The sequence below is a fragment of the Geodermatophilus bullaregiensis genome, assembly GCF_016907675.1.
Lineage (GTDB): Bacteria > Actinomycetota > Actinomycetes > Mycobacteriales > Geodermatophilaceae > Geodermatophilus > Geodermatophilus bullaregiensis.
On sequence record NZ_JAFBCJ010000001.1, the window covers coordinates 514,691 to 533,762 of the forward strand.

At 77.3% G+C, this 19,072-nt stretch carries 21 protein-coding genes; 1 reads left to right on the plus strand and 20 read right to left on the minus strand.

Going from position 1 to position 19,072, the window contains the following annotated elements:
- The first annotated feature begins 245 nt into the window (after nt 1-245).
- Nucleotides 246-1,238 (plus strand): oxamate carbamoyltransferase subunit AllH family protein, encoded by a 993-nt coding sequence (locus JOD57_RS02300; protein ID WP_204690423.1) that lies wholly within the window; start codon nt 246-248, stop codon nt 1,236-1,238.
- 161 nt (nt 1,239-1,399) lie between these two features.
- Here the strand turns inward: JOD57_RS02300 and JOD57_RS02305 are convergent, their stop codons facing one another.
- The 20 genes from JOD57_RS02305 to mihF all read right to left on the minus strand — a co-directional run bounded on the left by JOD57_RS02305 (nt 1,400) and on the right by mihF (nt 18,731).
- A complete protein-coding gene (locus JOD57_RS02305) occupies nt 1,400-1,843 on the minus strand; it encodes an SSI family serine proteinase inhibitor (RefSeq protein WP_204690424.1) in 444 nt (147 codons plus the stop codon).
- A gap of 12 nt (nt 1,844-1,855) precedes the next feature.
- Entirely contained in the window at nt 1,856-2,722 is an 867-nt protein-coding gene (gene hisG / locus JOD57_RS02310; RefSeq protein ID WP_204690425.1) for an ATP phosphoribosyltransferase, read from the minus strand.
- Nucleotides 2,723-2,811: 89 nt separating this feature from the next.
- A complete protein-coding gene (locus JOD57_RS02315; RefSeq protein WP_204690426.1) occupies nt 2,812-3,075 on the minus strand; it encodes a phosphoribosyl-ATP diphosphatase in 264 nt (87 codons plus the stop codon).
- Nucleotides 3,072-3,599, minus strand: a complete 528-nt coding sequence (ribH, locus tag JOD57_RS02320; RefSeq protein ID WP_204690427.1) for a 6,7-dimethyl-8-ribityllumazine synthase — start codon at nt 3,597-3,599, stop codon at nt 3,072-3,074. The genes JOD57_RS02315 and ribH overlap by 4 nt, the downstream gene beginning before the upstream one ends.
- Nucleotides 3,596-4,936: a bifunctional 3,4-dihydroxy-2-butanone-4-phosphate synthase/GTP cyclohydrolase II gene (locus JOD57_RS02325; RefSeq protein ID WP_204690428.1), complete on the minus strand. Its 1,341-nt coding sequence runs from the start codon at nt 4,934-4,936 to the stop codon at nt 3,596-3,598. The genes ribH and JOD57_RS02325 overlap by 4 nt, the downstream gene beginning before the upstream one ends.
- A complete protein-coding gene (locus tag JOD57_RS02330) occupies nt 4,933-5,556 on the minus strand; it encodes a riboflavin synthase (protein ID WP_204690429.1) in 624 nt (207 codons plus the stop codon). The genes JOD57_RS02325 and JOD57_RS02330 overlap by 4 nt, the downstream gene beginning before the upstream one ends.
- Nucleotide 5,557: 1 nt before the next feature.
- Nucleotides 5,558-6,619, minus strand: a complete 1,062-nt coding sequence (gene ribD, locus JOD57_RS02335; RefSeq protein ID WP_307824390.1) for a bifunctional diaminohydroxyphosphoribosylaminopyrimidine deaminase/5-amino-6-(5-phosphoribosylamino)uracil reductase RibD — start codon at nt 6,617-6,619, stop codon at nt 5,558-5,560.
- Nucleotides 6,616-7,287: a ribulose-phosphate 3-epimerase gene (gene rpe, locus JOD57_RS02340; RefSeq protein ID WP_307824391.1), complete on the minus strand. Its 672-nt coding sequence runs from the start codon at nt 7,285-7,287 to the stop codon at nt 6,616-6,618. Before rpe ends, ribD begins: the two co-directional genes overlap by 4 nt.
- A gap of 46 nt (nt 7,288-7,333) precedes the next feature.
- Nucleotides 7,334-8,554 carry an FAD-dependent oxidoreductase gene (locus tag JOD57_RS02345; RefSeq protein WP_204690430.1) on the minus strand — a complete coding sequence of 407 codons (1,221 nt, stop codon included), beginning with the start codon at nt 8,552-8,554 and terminating at the stop codon, nt 7,334-7,336.
- Nucleotides 8,555-8,567: 13 nt separating this feature from the next.
- Complete coding sequence (locus JOD57_RS02350) at nt 8,568-9,959, minus strand: RsmB/NOP family class I SAM-dependent RNA methyltransferase (RefSeq protein WP_204690431.1); 1,392 nt, start codon at nt 9,957-9,959, stop codon at nt 8,568-8,570.
- A complete protein-coding gene (fmt, locus tag JOD57_RS02355; RefSeq protein ID WP_307824392.1) occupies nt 9,956-10,930 on the minus strand; it encodes a methionyl-tRNA formyltransferase in 975 nt (324 codons plus the stop codon). The genes JOD57_RS02350 and fmt overlap by 4 nt, the downstream gene beginning before the upstream one ends.
- A complete protein-coding gene (def, locus tag JOD57_RS02360) occupies nt 10,879-11,412 on the minus strand; it encodes a peptide deformylase (protein ID WP_204690432.1) in 534 nt (177 codons plus the stop codon). Before def ends, fmt begins: the two co-directional genes overlap by 52 nt.
- A gap of 74 nt (nt 11,413-11,486) precedes the next feature.
- A complete protein-coding gene (locus JOD57_RS02365; RefSeq protein ID WP_307824394.1) occupies nt 11,487-13,487 on the minus strand; it encodes a primosomal protein N' in 2,001 nt (666 codons plus the stop codon).
- A gap of 43 nt (nt 13,488-13,530) precedes the next feature.
- Entirely contained in the window at nt 13,531-14,169 is a 639-nt protein-coding gene (locus tag JOD57_RS02370; protein ID WP_204690433.1) for a hypothetical protein, read from the minus strand.
- Nucleotides 14,166-14,546, minus strand: coding sequence for a hypothetical protein (locus JOD57_RS02375; protein WP_204690434.1), 381 nt, complete (start codon nt 14,544-14,546; stop codon nt 14,166-14,168). The genes JOD57_RS02370 and JOD57_RS02375 overlap by 4 nt, the downstream gene beginning before the upstream one ends.
- 125 nt (nt 14,547-14,671) lie before the next feature.
- Nucleotides 14,672-15,868, minus strand: coding sequence for a methionine adenosyltransferase (metK, locus tag JOD57_RS02380; protein ID WP_204690435.1), 1,197 nt, complete (start codon nt 15,866-15,868; stop codon nt 14,672-14,674).
- A 147-nt stretch (nt 15,869-16,015) separates the two neighbouring features.
- Entirely contained in the window at nt 16,016-17,230 is a 1,215-nt protein-coding gene (coaBC, locus tag JOD57_RS02385) for a bifunctional phosphopantothenoylcysteine decarboxylase/phosphopantothenate--cysteine ligase CoaBC (RefSeq protein ID WP_204690436.1), read from the minus strand.
- A 160-nt stretch (nt 17,231-17,390) separates the two neighbouring features.
- Complete coding sequence (rpoZ, locus tag JOD57_RS02390; RefSeq protein ID WP_012949163.1) at nt 17,391-17,654, minus strand: DNA-directed RNA polymerase subunit omega; 264 nt, start codon at nt 17,652-17,654, stop codon at nt 17,391-17,393.
- A gap of 56 nt (nt 17,655-17,710) precedes the next feature.
- On the minus strand, nt 17,711-18,316 hold the full coding sequence (gene gmk / locus JOD57_RS02395; RefSeq protein ID WP_204690437.1) for a guanylate kinase: 606 nt from the start codon (nt 18,314-18,316) through the stop codon (nt 17,711-17,713).
- A 58-nt stretch (nt 18,317-18,374) separates the two neighbouring features.
- Nucleotides 18,375-18,731, minus strand: a complete 357-nt coding sequence (gene mihF, locus JOD57_RS02400) for an integration host factor, actinobacterial type (protein WP_204690438.1) — start codon at nt 18,729-18,731, stop codon at nt 18,375-18,377.
- Between the last annotated feature and the right edge of the window lie 341 nt (nt 18,732-19,072).

Here is a 19,072-nt window from a genome sequence, read left to right on the forward strand (position 1 = left end):
GCCATCGTCCTTGTCGAGTTGCAGGAACCTGGCAGGTGTGCCTGGACGGCCACCCTCATTCTTGGCCACATTCGCCATACGAGGACGTGCGACGCGCCGCTTAGCTTCGAGACCCGGTTCGTTCCGTCCGTCGGATGGTAGGCGGTCGCCGCACACGGCGCCCCGGCTGCCACGGCGGGAGGACCGGTCCGGGCGGGAGCCCCGAGTGGAGGGTCGCCCCGCCGAGCGACGGTGAAGGGCCTGCCATGCGCACCATCGACCACACGACCACCGACTCCGAGGCCACCGTCCGCGGGCGCGCCGCCCGCGCGGGCGTCCCCACGATCCCCCTGCCCCGCGCCTCGGCCCAGGAGACGGTGCGCACGGCGGCACCGGCGCGCGCGGCGTCGGCCGTCCCGGCCTCGGCCAGCACGGGCGTCGCCGACCTGCTCCGCGGACCCGTGCGCCCGGCGCGCGTGCTCATGAGCGCACCGGCCGCCGTGTACCTGCAGGTGTCCACCGACCGCGGCAGCGACGTCGTCGGCGTGCTGACCAGCGACGCCGCCCGGCTGCCCCTGGGCTGCGTGCTGTTCCGCCCGAGCAACGGCCGCCCGCTGGTGAACCTGCCGGCCGGTGCGCCCGCCGAGGTCGGCGGTGGCCGCATCGTCGTCGGCGACCTGGTCGTGCGTGCCGCGGCGTGGTGGGACCCGCGGCCGCGGCTGCCCAGCCTGCGCCCGGCGCTGCTGCCGGAGGGCGTGCGGCAGCTGCGCACCACGCTCTACGGCGAGGGCGTCCCGCACAGCGCGTTCACCCTGCCGGGTCTGCCCGCGGGGCCGGGCGGTCCGCTGGCCGCGCTGCGCGGCGCCGTCCGCCGGGCCGACCTCGACGCGGCGCTGCGCACCGCGGCGCGGCTCGTGGGCCTCGGTCCCGGCCTGACCCCGGCCGGCGACGACGTCATGGCCGGCTGCATGGCCGGGCTGGTCCTGCTGGGGCACCCGTCCGCCGAGCGGTTCGCCGCCGGTGTCTACGCGCTGGCCGCCGGGCGCACCACGGAGCTGTCCCGGGCGCTGCTGCGGCACGCCGCGGCCGGCCGGGTCAGCGGCGAGTACGCGGCGGTGCTGCACGGCCTGGTCGGCGAGCGCCCGCTGGGCCCGGCCATCGCCGGCCTGCTGGCCACCGGCTCCACCAGCGGCCGGGCCATGGCGCTGGGTCTGTGCACCGCCATCGACCTGGTCGACCGGACCACGCGGGTGCGCTGAGCCGGTCCTCCGCCGCGGCCCCCTCCCCACCCGGGGCGGGGGCCGCTGTCGTCTGCGCGACGCGCACGGCCACCGGCGTCGCGACGACGTGCGCGGACGCCGCACCGCGGAGCCCGTCGTGCGGCGTCGGCGCACCCGCTCGGCCGGGCCGGGCAGGCGGCTCAGTCGGGCAGCTGGTCGTCGACGCCGACCGGGCCGGGCAGCAGCGGGCCGAGAGAGTCCCACTGGCTGATCCGGCAGCCGTCGGTGCGCGAGAGCGCGAGGTCGACGCCGGACCCGCGCCAGGTCCCGGTCACGCGGGCGGTCTGCGGGCCGCCGTACTCCTCGGTGCAGACCAGGTCGGGCGCCAGCGGCGCGAACGGGTCGTCCATCGCGGCCAGGTGCGCGCAGGCCGCCTGCGGGTCCGGGTGGTCCCCGCCGGGGACCTCGCCGCAGGTCAGCGTGTACCGCTCGGGCGGGCTGCCGTCGCCGCGGTCGACCTCGACGACCAGCTCGTCACCGGTCGCCGTCCCCGGGCCGGTGGTGCCCGGTGCCGCGCCGCCGCCCTGCTCGGCGCAGGCCGCGCACAGCAGCGCCAGCGCGGCGAGCAGCAGCAGCCGGCGCACGGGGGTCCTTCATCAGATCCGGCAGGCGTGGATGCTGGTCACCAGGATGGCGCGGGCGCCGAGCTCCCAGAGCTCGTCCATGACCCGGTTGGTGTCGCTCTGCCGGACCATCGCCCGCACCGCCGACCAGTTCTCCGTCTGCAGCGGGCTGACCGTGGGGCCCTCCAGCCCGGGCGTCAGCGCGGTGGCCTTCTCCAGCAGCTCGTTGGGGCAGTCGTAGTCGAGCATCACGTACTGCCGGGCGACCAACACTCCGCGCAGCCGCCGGCGCAGCTGGGCGACGGCGGGGACCTCCTCGGCGCCCGCCCGGCGGACCAGCACGGCCTCGCTGCTCAGCACCGGCTCGCCGATGATCCGCAGACCCGCCGCGCGCAGCGTCGTCCCGGTCTCGACGACGTCGCACACCGCGTCGGCCACGCCCAGCCGGCAGGCGGTCTCCACCGCGCCGTCGAGCTTGACCACCCCGGCCCTGATGCCCGACTCGTCGAGGAAGCGCTGCAGCAGCACCGGGTAGGCGGTGGCGATCCGCTTGCCGGCCAGCTGCTCGACCGCGTCGATGCCCGACTCCACGGGGCTGGCGAACCGGAACGAGGACCGGCCGAAGCCCAGCGGCATGACCTCCACCGCCGAGTGGCCCTCGCCGTCGGCCGGCGCGGTCTCCAGCAGCATGTCCCGGCCGGTGATGCCGACGTCGAGCGTGCCGGCGGCGACGTAGACCGCGATGTCGCGCGGGCGCAGGTAGAAGAACTCGGTGTCGTTGTCGGGGTCGTACACGGCGAGGTCCTTGGTGCTGCGCCGCTGGCGGTACCCGCTCTCGTCGAGCATCTCGGCCGCGGGCTCGCTCAGGGCGCCCTTGTTGGGGACGGCGACACGCAGCACGGTCTGTCTCCTTCGGGAAGCGGATGGAACGGCCCTCGCGCAGGGGCCCGCGGCGCGCGGAGCGTGCCGTGGGGGGCGCGAGGGTCCTTCTAGAGGTGGGTGTAGACGTCGTCGAGCGTCAGCCCGCGGGCGAGCATCAGCACCTGCACCCGGTAGAGCAGCTGGCTGATCTCCTCCGCCGTCCGGTCGGGGCCCTCGTGCTCGGCGGCCATCCAGGACTCCGCGGCCTCCTCGACCACCTTCTTGCCGGCCGCGTGCACGCCGTCGCGGACGGCGGTCACCGTGCCCGAGGCGGGGTCGCCCGCGGCGACCTTGCCCGACAGCTCGGCGAACAGCTCGTCGAAGGTCTTCACGCGCGCAGCCCCCGCGAGACGGGCGTCGCCTGGAAGCCGGTGGTCTGCTGCGGCGCGCGCAGGCCGCGCAGGGTCAGGGCGGTGGCCAGCGCGGCGACCGTGGCCTCCCAGCCCTTGTCCTCGGCCGAGCCGGGCAGGCCGGCCCGGTCGCGCGCCTGCTCCTCGGTGTCGCAGGTGAGCACGCCGTTGCCCACGGGCCGGCCGGCGTCGAGGGCGACCCGGGTCAGGCCGGCGGTGACGGCGTCGCAGACGTACTCGAAGTGCGGCGTCCCGCCGCGGACGACCACGCCGAGGGCGACGACGGCGTCGTGCCGCTCGGCCAGGGCCTGCGCGACCACGGGCAGCTCCACCGCACCGGGCGCGCGGACGACGGTCGGCTCGGGGACGCCGCTGGCCCGGGCGGCCTCGACGGCGCGGGCCAGCAGGCTCTCGGTGATCTCGGCGTGCCACGTGGTGGCCACGATGCCCAGCGACAGCCCGGCGGCGTCGACCGGGCGGACCTCCGGCGCTCCCGTGCCGCTCACAGCTGCTGCTCCCGCTGCCCGAGGGGGACGTCGGTGCCGGGCACGGTGGTCCCGCCGTCGGCGGTCACCGTCATCCCGGCCGGGACGTCGGCCGGGCCGGACTCGGTCTCGGGCTCGATGATGTCGAGCAGGTGGCCCATCCGGTCGCGCTTGGTGCGCAGGTAGGCCAGGTTCTCGACGGTGACGTGGCTCGGCAGCGGCACCCGGCCGGTCACCTTGAGGCCGTAGCCCTCCAGCCCCGCCCGCTTGGCCGGGTTGTTGGTCAGCAACCGCATCGTGTGCACGCCGAGGTCGACGAGGATCTGCGCGCCGGTGCCGTAGTCGCGGGCGTCGGCGGGTAGGCCCAGGTCGAGGTTGGCGTCGACGGTGTCGATGCCGGCGTCCTGCAGCTGGTAGGCCTGCAGCTTGTGCAGCAGGCCGATCCCCCGGCCCTCGTGCCCCCGGATGTAGAGCACGATGCCGCGGCCCTCGTGGGCGACCGCGGCCAGCGCGGCCTGCAGCTGGGGACCGCAGTCGCAGCGCAGCGAGCCGAAGACGTCGCCGGTGAGGCACTCGGAGTGCACCCGCACCAGGACGTCCTCGCCGGTGCCGATGTCGCCGTAGACGAAGGCGACGTGCTCGCGCTCGTCGTAGGAGCTGCGGTAGCCGACGGCGGTGAAGGTGCCCGGCGCCAGCGGCACGGTGGCCTCGGCGACCCGCTCGACGAGCTTGTCGAAGCGCTTGCGGTAGGCGATGAGGTCGGCGATCGAGATCAGGCACAGGTCGTGCTCGTCGGCGAAGACGCGCAGCTCCTCGGCGCGCGCCATGCCGGTCGGGTCCTTCTCGCTGACCAGCTCGCACAGCGTGCCCGACGGGCGCAGGCCGGCCAGGACGGCGAGGTCGACGGCGGCCTCGGTGTGCCCGGGACGGCGCAGCACGCCGCCGTCCTTGGCGCGCAGCGGCACGATGTGGCCGGGCCGCGCCAGGTCGGCGCTGGTCGTCTCGGCGCCGGCGAGCAGCCGGATGGTGTGCGCGCGGTCGGACGCCGAGATGCCGGTGGTCACGCCCTCGCGGGCGTCGACGGTCACGGTGTAGGCGGTGCCGCGGCGGTCCTGGTTGACCCGGAACATCGGTGGCAGGTCGAGCCGGTCGGCGTCGGCCTCGGTCACCGAGACGCAGATGTAGCCCGAGGTGTAGCGGACCATGAACGCGACCAGCTCGGGCGTGACCAGCTCCGAGGCGAAGATCAGGTCGCCCTCGTTCTCCCGGTCCTCGTCGTCGATGACCACGACCGGACGGCCGTCCTTGACCGCCGCGATGGCGCTCTCGACGGAGTCCAGCCGGACGCTACCGCTCATCGTCGCGCTCCCAGCAGGCGTTCCACGTACTTGGCGATCACGTCGACCTCCAGGTTGACCGGGTCCCCCGGGACACGCCCGCCCAGCGTGGTCTCGCGCAGGGTGGTGGGGATGAGGCTGACCTCGAGCCACGGGTCGGGGTCGTCGGCCGCGCTGAGCGCGCTGACGGTCAGGGAGACGCCGTCGACGGTGATCGAGCCCTTCTCGACGACGTAGCGGGCCAGCTCCGGCGGCACCCCGACCCGCACGACCTCCCAGTGCTCGCCCGGCGTCCGGGACACGACCCGGCCGACGCCGTCGACGTGGCCCTGCACCAGGTGCCCGCCCAGGCGGGTGTGCGCGGTGACCGCCCGCTCGAGGTTGACCGGGTCGCCGTCGGCCAGCGCGCCGAGGCTGCTGCGGCGCAGCGTCTCGGCCATGACGTCGGTGGACCAGACGGCGCTGCCGTCGGCGGCGGGCTCGACGGCGGTCACGGTGAGGCAGACGCCGTTGACCGCGATCGAGTCGCCCAGCGCGACGTCCTCGAGCACGCGGCGGGCGCGGATGCGCAGGACCGCGGCGTCGCCGGCGTCCTCGCGCGTGGCGAGGGAGCCGACCTCCTCGACGATGCCGGTGAACACCTCAGCCCCTCTCGTGCGCGCGCGGTCTGTCCCCAGTGTGACGGGTGGGGCGCAGGCGGATCTGCACGTCCCCGCCCAGCAGGGTGACGTCCCGTACCTCGAGGGAGAGCGCCGCGGAGATCGTGCTGATTCCCAGGTCGCCCACCAGGGAGGGGCCGGCGCCGAGCAGCGTCGGGGCCAGGTGGACGACGGCCTCGTCGACCAGCCCGTCGCGCAGGAACGCCGCGGCCAGGGTGGGGCCGCCCTCCAGCAGCACCCGGCGGACGTCGCGGTCGAACAGCTCGGCGAGCAGCTCCGCCGGGCCGGCCGCGGCGCTGACGTGCGTGGGGGCGGCGGCGTCGAGCACGCGCGCGGTGGCCGGCAGCCGGCCGCGGCGGTCGTGCACCACGCGCAGGGGCTGGCGGGCGGCGTCGCGGCCCTCGGCGTCGCGGACGGTCAGCTGCGGGTCGTCGGTCAGCGCCGTCCCCGAGCCGACGACGACGGCGTCACAGGTGGCGCGCAGCGCGTGGACGGCAGCGCGAGCGGTGGGGCCGGTGATCCAGCGGCTGGTCCCGTCGGCAGCGGCGACCCGTCCGTCGAGGGTGGCCCCGACCTTCCAGACGACCTGCGGCCGCTGCTCGCGCACGCCGGTCAGCCAGGCACCGAGCGCGCCCTCCTCGGCGGCCTCCCGTTCGACGCCGAGCTCGACGTCGACGCCGGCGGCGCGCAACCGGTCGGCCCCTCCCCCCGCCAGCCCGGTCGGCTCCGGGACGGCGACGACGACCCGGGCGACGCCGGCGGCCAGCAGCGCGTCGGCGCACGGTCCGGTGCGGCCGGTGTGCGCGCACGGCTCGAGGGTGACGACGGCGGTGCCGCCACGGGCGCGCTCGCCGGCCTGGCGCAGCGCGTGCACCTCGGCGTGCGGGCCGCCGGGCGGGGAGGTGGCGCCCTCCCCCACGACCGCGCCGGCGGCGTCGAGGACCACGGCGCCGACCGCCGGGTTGGGGCTGGTCGTGCCGAGGACCCCCTCCCCCAGCTGCCGGGCACGGGCCATGGCCGCCGACTCGGCCTCCGGGACGGTCACCCCGCCGCCGACGCGGCCTGGGCGCGCAGCGCGGCGATGGCCCGGGCGGGGTCGTCGGCGCCGTAGACCGCCGAGCCCGCGACGAAGACGTCGGCGCCGGCCTCGGCGGCCTGCTCGATGGTGTCGGCGTTGATGCCGCCGTCGACCTCGACCAGCAGCGTGAGGTGGCCGGTGTCGACCAGCTCGCGGGCGCGGCGGACCTTGGGCAGCACCTCGGCCATGAACGCCTGGCCGCCGAAACCCGGCTCGACGGTCATGACCAGCAGGGTGTCGAAGTCGCCGAGCACCTCCTCGTAGCGCTCCAGTGGGGTGCCCGGCTTGAGCGCCAGGCCGGCCAGGGCGCCGGCGGCGCGCAGGTCGCGGGCGACGTCGCGGGGGTCGCCGGTGCAGGCCTCGGCGTGCACGGTGACATTGCGGGCGCCGAGCTCGGCGTAGCCGGGCGCCCAGCGCTCGGGCGCCTCGATCATCAGGTGGCAGTCGAGCGGGACCGGGCTGACCGCCTGGATCGCCTCGACCACCGGGCGCCCGAGGGTCAGGTTGGGCACGAAGTGGGCGTCCATGACGTCGACGTGCAGCCAGTCGGCGTCGGCCACGCGGGCCACCTCGTCGGCCAGCCGGGCGAAGTCCGCCGACAGCAGGCTGGGCGCGATCATCGGGGTCCGGGGCACGTCTGCCGAGTCTAGGTGCGCCGATCACCCCTCCCGGCCGGTGGGACTACGGCGGGGGCGCCCCGCGCAGCCGCCGTCCCAGGGCCAGCGCCCCGTCGACGGCGGGGAGCGCGAGGCCGGTCGCCAGCGCCCGGAGGACCGGTGAGGACAGCCGGCGCTGCCAGGCCAGCACGGGCAGCGCCTCCCGCAGGGCGGCCGGCGCCACCGCGAGCACCCGCTCCTGCGCGGCGGCCATCGCCTCGGGCAGCGGCCGGGAGAGCAGGTCCTCGGCCAGGCCCGCGGCGTCGGCCACCGCGGTGCTCGCGCCCGCCCCGGCGGTCGGGGGCACCGGGTGGACGGCGTCGCCGAGCAGCGTGACCCGGTCCGAGCGCCAGGGTGTCGGGCCCGCGGGGAGGACGAAGGGGAACGCGGCGACCGAGCCGGGCTCCGCCGCGGCGACCAGGTCGCGGAACCGCGGCGACCAGCCGGCCAGCGCCGCCCCCGCCGCCGCGCCCAGCTCCGCACCGGACGCAGCCGGCAGGCCGTCCGGCCACCGCGCGTCCGGCAGCGCGACCGACCACACGAGGTACGGCGTCTCGGGAACGGCACCGGGGACGGCCGGGCGCGGGCGCGGCAGGTGCGCGGCGAGGAAGACCCCGGCGGCGCCCGGACCGATCGCGAAGGCCGGGCCGCGCTCGAGCGTGCGCGGGAACGGCGGTGCGGGCCGGTCGAGCGGCACAGTGCCCGCGATGGCGGTGATCCCCGCCGGCCGGGCCGCCGGCGCTCCGGTGAGGCGCCGGGTGGTCCGTGAGCCGGCGCCGTCGGCCCCGACCAGGACGCCGACGTCGACCTGCGCGCCGCCGGCGGTGCGCACCCTCACGCCGTCGGGGTGCTCGGTGTGGTCGGTGACGGCGTCGCCCCAGCGGACGGCGCCGTCCAGGCCGCCGGCCAGCACCCGCCGCAGCGCCCGGCGGCCGATGAGCAGCACCTCCCCCTCGTCGTCCACCGGCAGCCGCAGGCGGGTGCGGCCGCGGGAGTCGAGGACGGCGAAGCGGGTGAACGCCTCGGCACCCACCCCGCTGGCGCGCAGGGCCTCGACCAGCCCGCCGGGGAGGACGCGGCGCAGCGCGGCCATGGCCGGTGCGTCCAGGTGCAGGCGGTAGCCGGCGGTCTCGGCGGCCGAGGCGTCCCGCTCGAAGACGGTGACCCGCACGCCGCGCGCCCGCAGCGCCTGGGCGAGGACGAGGCCGCCGATCCCGGCCCCGGCCACGCCGACGTGCAGGGTCACGGCGTCTCCTCGCTCAGCGGGTGCGGCGCAGCAGGGCCATGAACATCGCGTCGGTGCCGTGCCGGTGCGGCCAGAGCTGCCCGTAGGGTCCCCGCTCGACGCCGGGCACGCCGTCGAACAGCGGCGCCACCGGCAGCACGTCGACGTCGTCGCGGGCGGCCGCGGCGTCGGCCACCGCGACCGTCTCCGCGGTGTGCGGCGAGCAGGTCACGTAGGCGACCACCCCGCCCGGCCGCACCGAGGTCAGCGCCGCGTCGAGCAGCGCGGTCTGCAGCTCCACCAGCGGGCCGACGTCCTCGGGACCGCGCCGCCAGCGCACCTCGGGCCGCCGCCGCAGCGCGCCCAGCCCGGTGCACGGCGCGTCGAGCAGCACCCGGTCGAACGACCCCGGCGCCCACGGCGGCTGCCGCCCGTCGGCCACCAGCACCTCGACGTCGTCCTCGTCGCGCAGCGTCGCGCGCACCAGCTCGGCGCGGTGCGGCGCCCGGTCGGCGGCGGTCAGGTGCACGCCGGCCGGACGGACCGCGGCCAGCAGCCCGGCCTTGCCCCCGGGGCCGGCACAGACGTCGAGCCAGCGGCCGTCGGGGCCCTCCAGCGGCGCGCGGGCCAGCAGCAGCGCGGCGAGCTGGCTGCCCTCGTCCTGCACCGCGGCGGCGCCGTCGCGCACCGACGGGATGCGGCCGGGGTCCCCCCCGCCCAGCCGCACCGCGTACGGCGACCACGGTCCGGGCGTCCCGCCGGACTCCTCGGCCAGCACCTCGCGGGGCACGCGGCGCGCGACCAGGTGCACCTCGGGCGGGGCGCCGTCGGCCAGCAGCGCGTCCTCGAGCTCGGCGTCGCCGCCGAGTGCGTCCCGCCACGCCGCGACGACCCACTCGGGGTGGTCGGTGGCCAGGGCCAGCCGCCGGTCGCCGTCGGTCCCGAGCTCGGCCAGCCACGCCGCCCGGTTCCCGCCCGTGGCCACCTTGCGCAGCACCGCGTTGACCAGTCCGGAGGCGCCCGCGCCGACGATCGCGCGGGTGAGGTCGACGGTGGTGGCGACGGCGGCGTGCGCGGGCACCCGCAGGTCGAGCAGCTGGTAGGCGCCGAGGCGGAGCAGGTCGAGCACGCGCCGGTCGAGGTCGGGCAGCGGCCGGTCGACCAGCCGCGCCAGGACGGCGTCGAGCGTGCCCTGCGCGCGCAGCGCGCCGTAGGCGAGCTGGGTGGCGAAGCCAGCGTCGCGCGGCTCGAGGTGGCGCTCGCGCAGCAGCTGGGGCAGCAGCAGGTTGGCGTAGGCCTCCCGCGCGGAGACGCCGTCGAGCACGTCGTAGGCGGTCAGCCGGGCGCCGTCGAGGACCGGGCGGCGCGGCGAGCGGTCGCGGCGGCCGCCGCGGGGACCGGCCGGGCGCCGGGGCGGGCCTATCACGCGCCCAGCCGCTCGTCCGGCGCCGGACGGGCCCCGCGGGCCCAGTCGGCGGCCGGCAGCACCCGCCTGCCCGCCGGCTGCACCTCGCCGAGCCGGACGGCGCCGCGGCCGGTGCCCACCAGGACGCCGTCGGGGCCCACCGAGAGCGCACCGGGTCTCAGGGACGACGACGGCACGGGCTCGACCGGGCCGAGCCGCAGCCGGTCGCCGCGCCACGTCGTCCACGCGCCCGGCGCCGGGGTCACCCCGCGCACCCGGCGGTCGACGACGTGCGCGGGCAGCGTCCAGTCGACCCGCGCGTCGGCGGTCTCGATCCGCGGCGCCAGGCTGACCCCCTCGGCCGGCTGCGGCTGCGGCACGAGGCTGCCGTCGGCGATGCCGTCGAGGGTGGCCACCAGCAGCCGGGCGCCGCTGACCGCGAGCCGGCCGAGCAGGTCGCCGGCGGTGTCCCGCGGGCCGATCGGCTCGGTGACCACGCCGTACACCGGACCGGTGTCCAGCCCCTGCTCGAGCCGGAAGGTGCAGGCGCCGGTGACCTCGTCGCCGGCCATGAGCGCGTGCTGCACCGGGGCGGCGCCGCGCCAGGCCGGCAGCAGCGAGAAGTGCAGGTTGACCCACCCGTGCGCGGGCAGGTCGAGCGCGGCGGGCGGCACCAGCGCGCCGTAGGCGACTACGGGGGCGCAGTCGACGGCGAGGTCGGCGAGCTGCGCGAGGAACTCCGGTTCGCGCGGCGAGCGGGGCTGCAGCACCGGCAGGCCGGCGGCGTCGGCACGCTCCGCCACCGGCGAGCGGCTGACCCTGCGGCCGCGGCCGGAGCGGGCGTCGGGGCGGGTGAGGACGGCGACGACCTCGTGACCGGAGGCCAGCAGCGCCTCCAGCGAGGGGACGGCGGGCTCCGGCGTCCCGGCGAAGAGCAGCCTCAGTGGGGGCTCACCTCCACGCGCGGGACCCAGGCGCCCGCGCCGGTCCACTCGGCCTCGGCCAGCACCGCCAGCGCGGCCGCGCGCGCCTCCGGGTCGAGCCGGTCGACGAACAGCACGCCGTCGAGGTGGTCGACCTCGTGCTGCACCGCGCGGGCCAGCAGGTGCGAGCCCTCCACCCGGACCGGGTCGCCGTGCTGGTTCCAGCCCCTGGCCACGACGTGCAGGTGGCGGCGGCAGTCGAAGCGGTAGCCGGGGATGGACAGGCAGCCCTCCGGCGCCTCCTCGGTCTCCTCCCCGACCAGGTCGACCTCGGGGTTGACCAGGTGGCCGACCTCGCCGTCGACGTACCAGGTGAACACGCGCAGTCCCACGCCGATCTGCGGCGCGGCCAGCCCGGCGCCGCCGGCGGCGTGCATGGTCTCGGTCAGGTCGGCGACCAGCCGGCGCAGCTCGGCGTCGAAGTCGGCGACGGGGGCCGCGGGGGTGCGCAGCACCGGGTCGCCCATCAGCCGGATGGGGGTCACGCTCACCGGTCGATGTTATGCGGCCCTCCTGCAGGGTCCCGCCCCGAGCCTGCGAGCGGCGGAGGGGCGGGAGGGTCCTCTCAGAGCTCGAGGGGGTCGAGCTGCACCCGCACGTGCTCGGCGGCCTTCCGGGCGCTGCGCACGCCCTGCACCTCGGCCAGCGCCGTCGCGAGCGCCAGGCCCTCGCCGCGCGGCACCCGCACCAGGAAGCGCTCCCGCTCGCCCTCCTGGCCGGGCCGCGACGGCTCGGGCACGGGGCCGAGCAGGTCGGCGGCGTCGGGCAGCCGGGCGGCCGCGAGGAACTCCGCCAGCGCCGCCGGCGACCCCGACAGCGACGCCATCCGGGTCGCCGGGGGGAAGCCCAGCTCGCGGCGGTCGGCCAGCTCCCGCTCGGCCAGCCAGCCCGGGTCCCAGCGCACCAGCGCCTGGACGACGGGGTGGGCGGCGTCCGCGGCGACGACGACCTGCCCGGCGGGCCGGACGAGGGCGGCCGCGTTCATCCAGCGCCGCAGGGTCTCCTCCCCCGCCCGCAGGTCCGCGCGGCCCAGCAGCGCCCAGGAGTCGAGCAGCAGCGCCGCGCCGTAGCCCCCCTCGGCCACCGGCTCGGCGCCGGGCGTGGCGACGACGAGGGACGGCCCACCGGACACCGACGGCAGCACGCCCGAGCCCCGCCCCGAGACCCGGACGGCGGCCCCGGGGAACGCCCGGCCCAGCTCCTCGGCGGTGCGCGCAGCCCCGACGACGGAGGCCCGCAGCTTCGTCCCGTGGCAGTGCGGGCAGTCGAAGGTGGCCGCCGGGCGGGCGCACCAGCGGCAGGCGGGCACCCGCGAGCCGCCGGGGCCGGGCGCCGGCGCGATGCCCAGGGGACCCGAGCACACCGCGCACCGGGCCGGCGCGCGGCAGCGCTCGCACGACAGCCCGGGCGCGTAGCCGGCGCGGGGCACCTGGACCAGCACCGGGGCGCCGTCGGCGAGCGCCTGGCGGGCCACCCGGTGGGCGAGGCTGGGCAGCCGCGCGGTGCGCGCGGCGGGGTCGCGGGCCAGCTCGTGGTCCTCGCCGAGCGCCTGCACCCGCGGCGCTGCGGCGCGCAGGGTGGCGCGGTCGGCGGCCAGCTCGTGCGCCCAGCCGCTGGCCACGAGCAGCGCGGCCTCGGCGGTGCGCGCGGTCGCCGCGACGACGGCGGCGCAGGAGGCGAGGTGCGCGCGGTGCAGGAGCACGTCGCGGGCGTGGGCGTAGGGGGCGCGGGGCTCGGCGTGCAGGTCGTCGCCGTCGTCCCAGATCGCCACCAGGCCGAGGTCGGCGACCGGCGCGAACGCCGCCGCCCGGGTGCCGAGCACCACCTTCGCGCTGCCGCGGGCGGCGTCGAGGAAGCGGCGGTAGCGGGCGTCGGGCGCGGCGTCGGCGCGCAGCACGACGAAGGCCCCCTGCGGCAGCGTGGCGCCGGCCGCGGCCGCCAGCCGGTCGAGGTCGCGGCCGTCGGGGACGACGACCAGCGCGCCGCGCCCGCCCGACAGCGCCGCCCGGCACAGCTCGGCGAGCCGGGCCGGCCAGTCCTCCCCGGGCAGGGCCGTCCACACCGCGCGGGCCGGCCGGCCCGTGGCGACGGCGGCCAGCAGCGAGGTGCCGGCCGGGTAGCGGGCGAAGCCGGCCGGGTCCGGCGGCTCCGGCGGCGGCGGGGGCTCGGCCGGCGGGCGCTTCTCCGCGGCGGCGCGGCGCGGTGGGAGGGCCAGCCGCAGGACGTCGGTCAGCGTGCCTCCCCACCGCTGCGCGACCGAGCGGGCCAGCGTGGCCACCTCCGGGGTCAGCACCGGCTCGGAGGAGACGAGCTTGGCCAGCGGCGCCAGCTCCCGGCCGGTGTCGCTGGAGTCGGCCAGCTCGAGCACCACGCCGTCGACCAGCTGCCCGGCGAAGCGCACCCGCACCCGGCAGCCGGCCCGGACCTCGCCGGCCATGGTGTCGGGGACGGCGTAGTCGAAGGTGCGGTCGAGGTGGGCCAGGGGCACGTCGACGACGACCCGGGCCACCCGCGGCGCAGGGGCTCCCGCCCGCTCGGGAGCGGGGTCGTCGGGGACGGGCGGCACGTCCCGGCACGCTACCGAGGGGCGGCGACAGGACCGGCGCGGCTCAGGCGTCGGTGCCGCGCGGGATGCCCAGGGTGGCCAGCAGGTCCTCGTGGAACTGGATCCAGACCAGGTGCAGCGAGTCCCGGTCGTGGCCGTCGACCCAGCCGCGCTCGCCGGCACCCACCCGGCGCAGGGCCGCGTCGTAGAGCCCGGCGTAGCCCTCGAAGCGGGCCAGCCGGGCGGCCAGCTCGGCGCAGAGGGCGGCGAAGGAGCCCTGGACCGAGGTCAGGGTCCGCAGCACCCGCTCGTCCCAGCGCCAGTCGGTGTGGTCGTTGAGGGCCATCGGGTCCAGCCGGGTCGGGTGCACCTGCCAGTCGGTGCACGCGGCGCCGAAGCGGCGGTTGAGCGGCCGGAAGCGGGCGTGCACGCCGGCGACCTCGTCGCGGACGCCGAGCGCGTCCAGCTCGGCGGCGAGCCGGCGCTCACCCTCCCCGCGGCCGGCGTCGCTCAGCGACCAGCCCGTGCCGCCGCCGAAGGAGAGCCGGCGCACCCAGCCGCGCGCCTCGGCGTCGAGCAGGGCCTCCTCGACGGCGTCGTGGTCGAGCCGGAAGCGGCCGGCGACGCGCGCGGTCGTCGGGAAGCCCAGCACCCGGACGCCGTGCAGCGCGAGGTCCTCGACCGGGCTCGCGTGCGGCGTCACGAGCGCTCCCCGACGCGGCCGCTCACCCGGTCGAGGCGCTGCTGCGCGGCCTGCGGGGAGGCCAGCCCGAGGGCGGCGGAGATGCGCGGCCAGGACAGGCCGGCGGCGCGCGCGGTGAGCAGGAGCCCCGCCTCGAGCTGGTCGGCCTCGGCGCGGACGGCGGGCAGCAGCGCGAGGGCGGCCAGCAGCACGTCGTGGTCGGCGCCCTCTCCCCCGGCCCGCCACAGGGCGAACCGGACGAGGTCGGCCGCCGACGGCGGCTGGGTGCCGTGCAGCCACGGCGGCCGGGGCAGGTCGGCCGCACCCGCCCCGAGGAGGAGGGCACGGGCACCCGCCTCGCGTGCCGCGCGGGCCTGGTCGTCGTCGGCGGGGGCCACGACGACCAGGCTGGGACCTCAACGAGTCGTTGTCAACGACCCGTTGAGGTTGAGTGGCGCACGCCGGCGGCCCCACTGCAGGGTCCCGCCGCGAGCCTGCGAGTGGCGGGGGGCAGTGGGGTCCTTCACGCGCCGACGGCGGAGCGCAGCGCCTCGACGCGGTCGGTGCGCTCCCAGGGCAGCTCGACGTCCGTGCGGCCGAAGTGGCCGTAGGCGGCGGTCGGCCCGTAGATCGGCCGGAGCAGGTCCAGGTCGCGCACGATGGCGCCCGGGCGCAGGTCGAACACCGTGGTGACCGCCTTCTCGAGGACGTCGTCGGCGACAGTGCCGGTGCCGTGGGTGTCGACGAACAGACCCACCGGGTGGGCCGCGCCGATGGCGTAGGCCACCTGCACCTCGCAGCGGCGGGCCAGTCCCGCGGCGACGACGTTCTTCGCCACCCAGCGCATCGCGTAGGCGCCCGACCGGTCGACCTTCGACGGGTCCTTGCCGGAGAACGCGCCGCCGCCGTGGCGGGCCATGCCGCCGTAGGTGTCGACGATGATCTTGCGGCCGGTCAGGCCGGCGTCGCCCATCGGGCCGCCGATGACGAACTTGCCGGTCGGGTTGACCAGCAGCCGGTGACCGGTGGTGGGCAGGCCGAGGGCGGCGAGCTCGGGCTCGACGACGAGCTCCTCGACGTCCGGGGTGAGCAGCTGCTCGATGGAGATGTCCTCGGCGTGCTGCGAGGAGACGACCACGGTGTCGACACCGACGGGCCGGTCGTCCTCGTAGACCACGGTGACCTGGGTCTTGCCGTCGGGCCGCAGGTAGGGCACCGAGCCGTCCTTGCGGACCGCCGAGAGCCGACGGGCCAGCCGGTGGGCCAGCGCGATCGGCAGCGGCATCAGCTCGGGGGTCTCGTCGGTGGCGTAGCCGAACATCAGGCCCTGGTCGCCGGCGCCCTGCCGCTCGATCGCGTCCTCGGTGTCGCCGGCGGTGCGCGCCTCGTAGCCGGTGTCGACGCCCTGCGCGATGTCGGGCGACTGGGCGCCGATGGAGACGCTGACCCCGCAGGAGGCACCGTCGAAGCCCTTGCGCGAGGAGTCGTAGCCGATGCCGAGGATGGTCCTCCGGACGACGTCGGCGATGTCGACGTAGCCGGCGGTGGTGACCTCGCCGGCGATGTGCACCTGGCCGGTGGTGATCATCGTCTCGACGGCGACCCGGCTGCGCGGGTCCTGCCCGAGCATCTGGTCGAGGATCGCGTCGCTGATCTGGTCGGCGATCTTGTCCGGGTGGCCCTCGGTCACCGACTCGGACGTGAAGAGGCGGCGTGGCACTCGGTTCTCCCTGCTTCGGTGACGGGGTCCCTCGGGGAACGAGGTCGCGGCCGGGTTCGCCCCGGCCACCCGGTGACGTTACCGGCGTGGCCCGGCGGGCGGCAGCGCGCGGGGGTCGAGGAGGCGGTGGTCGGGGCGGGCGGCGGCTCAGGGCAGCCGCGGCAGGACGGTCGCCCACACGGCCGCGGCCACGGCGTCCTTGCTGCTGCGCGGGACCTCGGTGGCGCTGCCGTCGGCGGCGAGCACGACCGCGGCGTTGTCGGGCCGGCCGAACACGCCGCCGCCGGAGACGTCGTTGACCACGAGCAGGTCGCAGCCCTTGCGGGCGAGCTTGGCGCGGGCGTGGGCGAGCACGTCGCCGGCCTCGTCGCCGGTCTCGGCGGCGAACCCGACCACCAGCTGCCCGGGCGTGCGCTTGGTGACCAGCTCGGCGAGCACGTCGGGGTTGCGCACCAGCGGCACGTCGGGGACCTCGGAGGGGTCGTCCTTCTTCTTCAGCTTGGTGGCCGCGACCGTGGCCGGCCGGAAGTCGGCGACCGCGGCGGTCATGACGACGACGTCGGCGTCCGGGGCCTCGGCCAGCACCGCGGTCCGCAGCTCCTCCGCCGTCCCCACGGGCACGACGCGCACGCCGAAGGGGGCCGGCGCGTCGACGTTGGCGGCGACCAGCACGACCTCGGCACCGCGGGCGGCGGCGACCCGGGCCAGCGCCCAGCCCTGCCGGCCCGACGAGCGGTTGCCCAGGTAGCGCACCGGGTCCAGCGGCTCGCGGGTGCCGCCGGCGCTGACGACCACGCGGCGGCCGGCGAGGTCGGCGCGCAGCACGCCGGCGCCCGCGGTGAGCACGACCTGCGCCAGCGCGGCGACGTCGGCGGGCTCGGGCAGCCGGCCCGGGCCGGAATCGGGGCCGGTCAGCCGGCCGACCGCGGGCGGCAGCACGATCGACCCGCGGCGGCGCAGCGTGGCGACGTTGTCCTGGGTGGCCGGGTGCAGCCACATCTCGGTGTGCATGGCGGGGACGAACACGACCGGGCAGTGCGCGGTCAGCAGCGTGGCGGTGAGCAGGTCGTCGGCGCGGCCGGCGGCGGCGCGGGCGAGCAGGTCCGCGGTGGCGGGTGCGACCACGACGAGGTCGGCGGTCTGCCCGATCCGGACGTGGGCGACCTCGGGGACGTGCGACCACACGTCGGTGGTGACGGGGTTGCCCGACAGCGCCTCGAAGGTGGCCGCGCCGACGAAGTGCAGCGCCGACTCGGTCGGCACGACCCGCACCTCGTGGCCCGCCTCGGTCAGCGCCCGCAGCAGCAGCGCCGCCTTGTACGCGGCCACGCCGCCGCCCACGCCCAGCACGATCCGGCTCATGCGAACGATCCTCCCGCACACACGACGACGCCCCTGGCACAGGCCAGGGGCGTCGTCACTCGCAAGGGACCGGAACGCCAGGTGTGACGCCACCAGCCGCGGCCCCGGTCCAGAGGCTCGCCCCGAGCTCGCGAGGGGTGAGGGGGACCGGGGTCCTTGCTCAGTTCTCGCCGGCGGTGTGGGTGAGCAGGCCCTCGTTGATCTCGCGCAGCGCGATCGAGAGGGGCTTCTCCTGGGGAGCGGTGTCGACCAGCGGGCCGACGTACTCGAGCAGTCCCTCGGAGAGCTGGCTGTAGTAGGCGTTGATCTGCCGCGCGCGCTTGGCGGCGAAGATCACCAGGCCGTACTTGCTGCTGGTGCGCTCGAGCAGCTCGTCGATCGGCGGGTTGGTGATGCCCTCGGGGGCGGGTGCGACTCCGGACACGGGCGGGCGTGCTCCTCGTTCGATCGGCGGGAGTGGTGGGGCCTCGGACGGCCCGGTCACTCGGAGGCGCCGACCGCTCTACCGGGCGACGGCGCAGTCAGCAAGCCTACCAACTCGTCGGCGGCCCGGGCGACGTCGTCGTTGACGACCACGGCGTCGAACTCCCCCGCGGCGTCCAGCTCGGCCTGCGCGATGGCCAGCCGGCGCTCCTGCACCGCCGGCGGCTCGGAGCCGCGGCCGGCCAGCCGGCTCTCCAGCTCGGCCCACGACGGCGGCGCGAGGAAGACCAGCTGCGCCTCCGGAGCGCGGGCGCGCACCTGGCGGGCGCCCTGCAGCTCGATCTCGAGCAGCGCCAGCGCCCCGGTGGCGAGTCGCTCGCGCACCGGGGCGGCCGGCGTCCCGTAGCGGTTGCCGGCGTACTCGGCCCACTCCAGCAGGCCGTCCTCGGCGACCAGCCGGTCGAACTCGGCGTCGGTGAGGAAGGAGTAGTGCACCCCGTCCACCTCACCGGGCCGGCGGGCCCGGGTGGTCACCGACACCGACACCCACACCTCGGGGTACCGGCGGCGGAGCTCGGCGACGACGGTGCCCTTGCCGACCCCCGAGGGGCCGGAGAGCACCGTCAGGCGCGCCGGGGCGGGGGGCTGGGGGGCACTGGGCAACGCGTCGTCCTCGTCCGTACTGCCGGCGTCGTGGAGCGGGTGTCGGGTGCGCTCCCGGTCAGGCGGTCGAGTCGGCGGGCACCTGCTCGGCGACCACCTGCTCGCCGCCGAACTCCGACTCGAGCGCCCGGCGCTGGTTGGCGCCCAGGCCGCGCACCCGGCGGGTCGGGGAGATCTCGAGCCGCTCCATGATCTTCGCAGCCCGTGCCTTGCCGACGCCGGGCAGGCTCTCCAGGACCGCGGAGACCCGCATCTTGCCGATCACCTCGTCGGTCTCGCCCTGGCGGAGGACGTCACCGACCGTGGTGCCCTTGCTCTTGAGCCGCTCGCGGAGCTCGGCGCGCGCCTTGCGGGCGGCAGCGGCCTTCTCCAGCGCGGCGGCGCGCTGTTCCGGGGACAGGTCAGGGAGGGGCATGGTGCGTCCGATCGTGTCGTCGCCGGGGACGGCCCCGGCGTCTCTGTGCGCTGTCTCGAGGGGTTGTCGGTGCCCGTGGTCTCGAGCCCGGCGATCAACCTAGTAACCGGGAATCCGCAGGTCACGCCCACACCGGCGCACGTCTTCGATCTCTCCGCCGACCGCCGATCACGCAGCGTGCGACCTCGCCGTCACGCTCCGGAATGGCTCCTGTTCAGCAAGTATACGAAACGCATTCGTTCTCCCGGCCGTCCGGGACACGCCAGGACGGCGACACGCCGGTGTGCCCGTGCGCGGGGGCCCGGAGGGGTGGGTCGGGCCCCCGCGGACCACCGACCGGG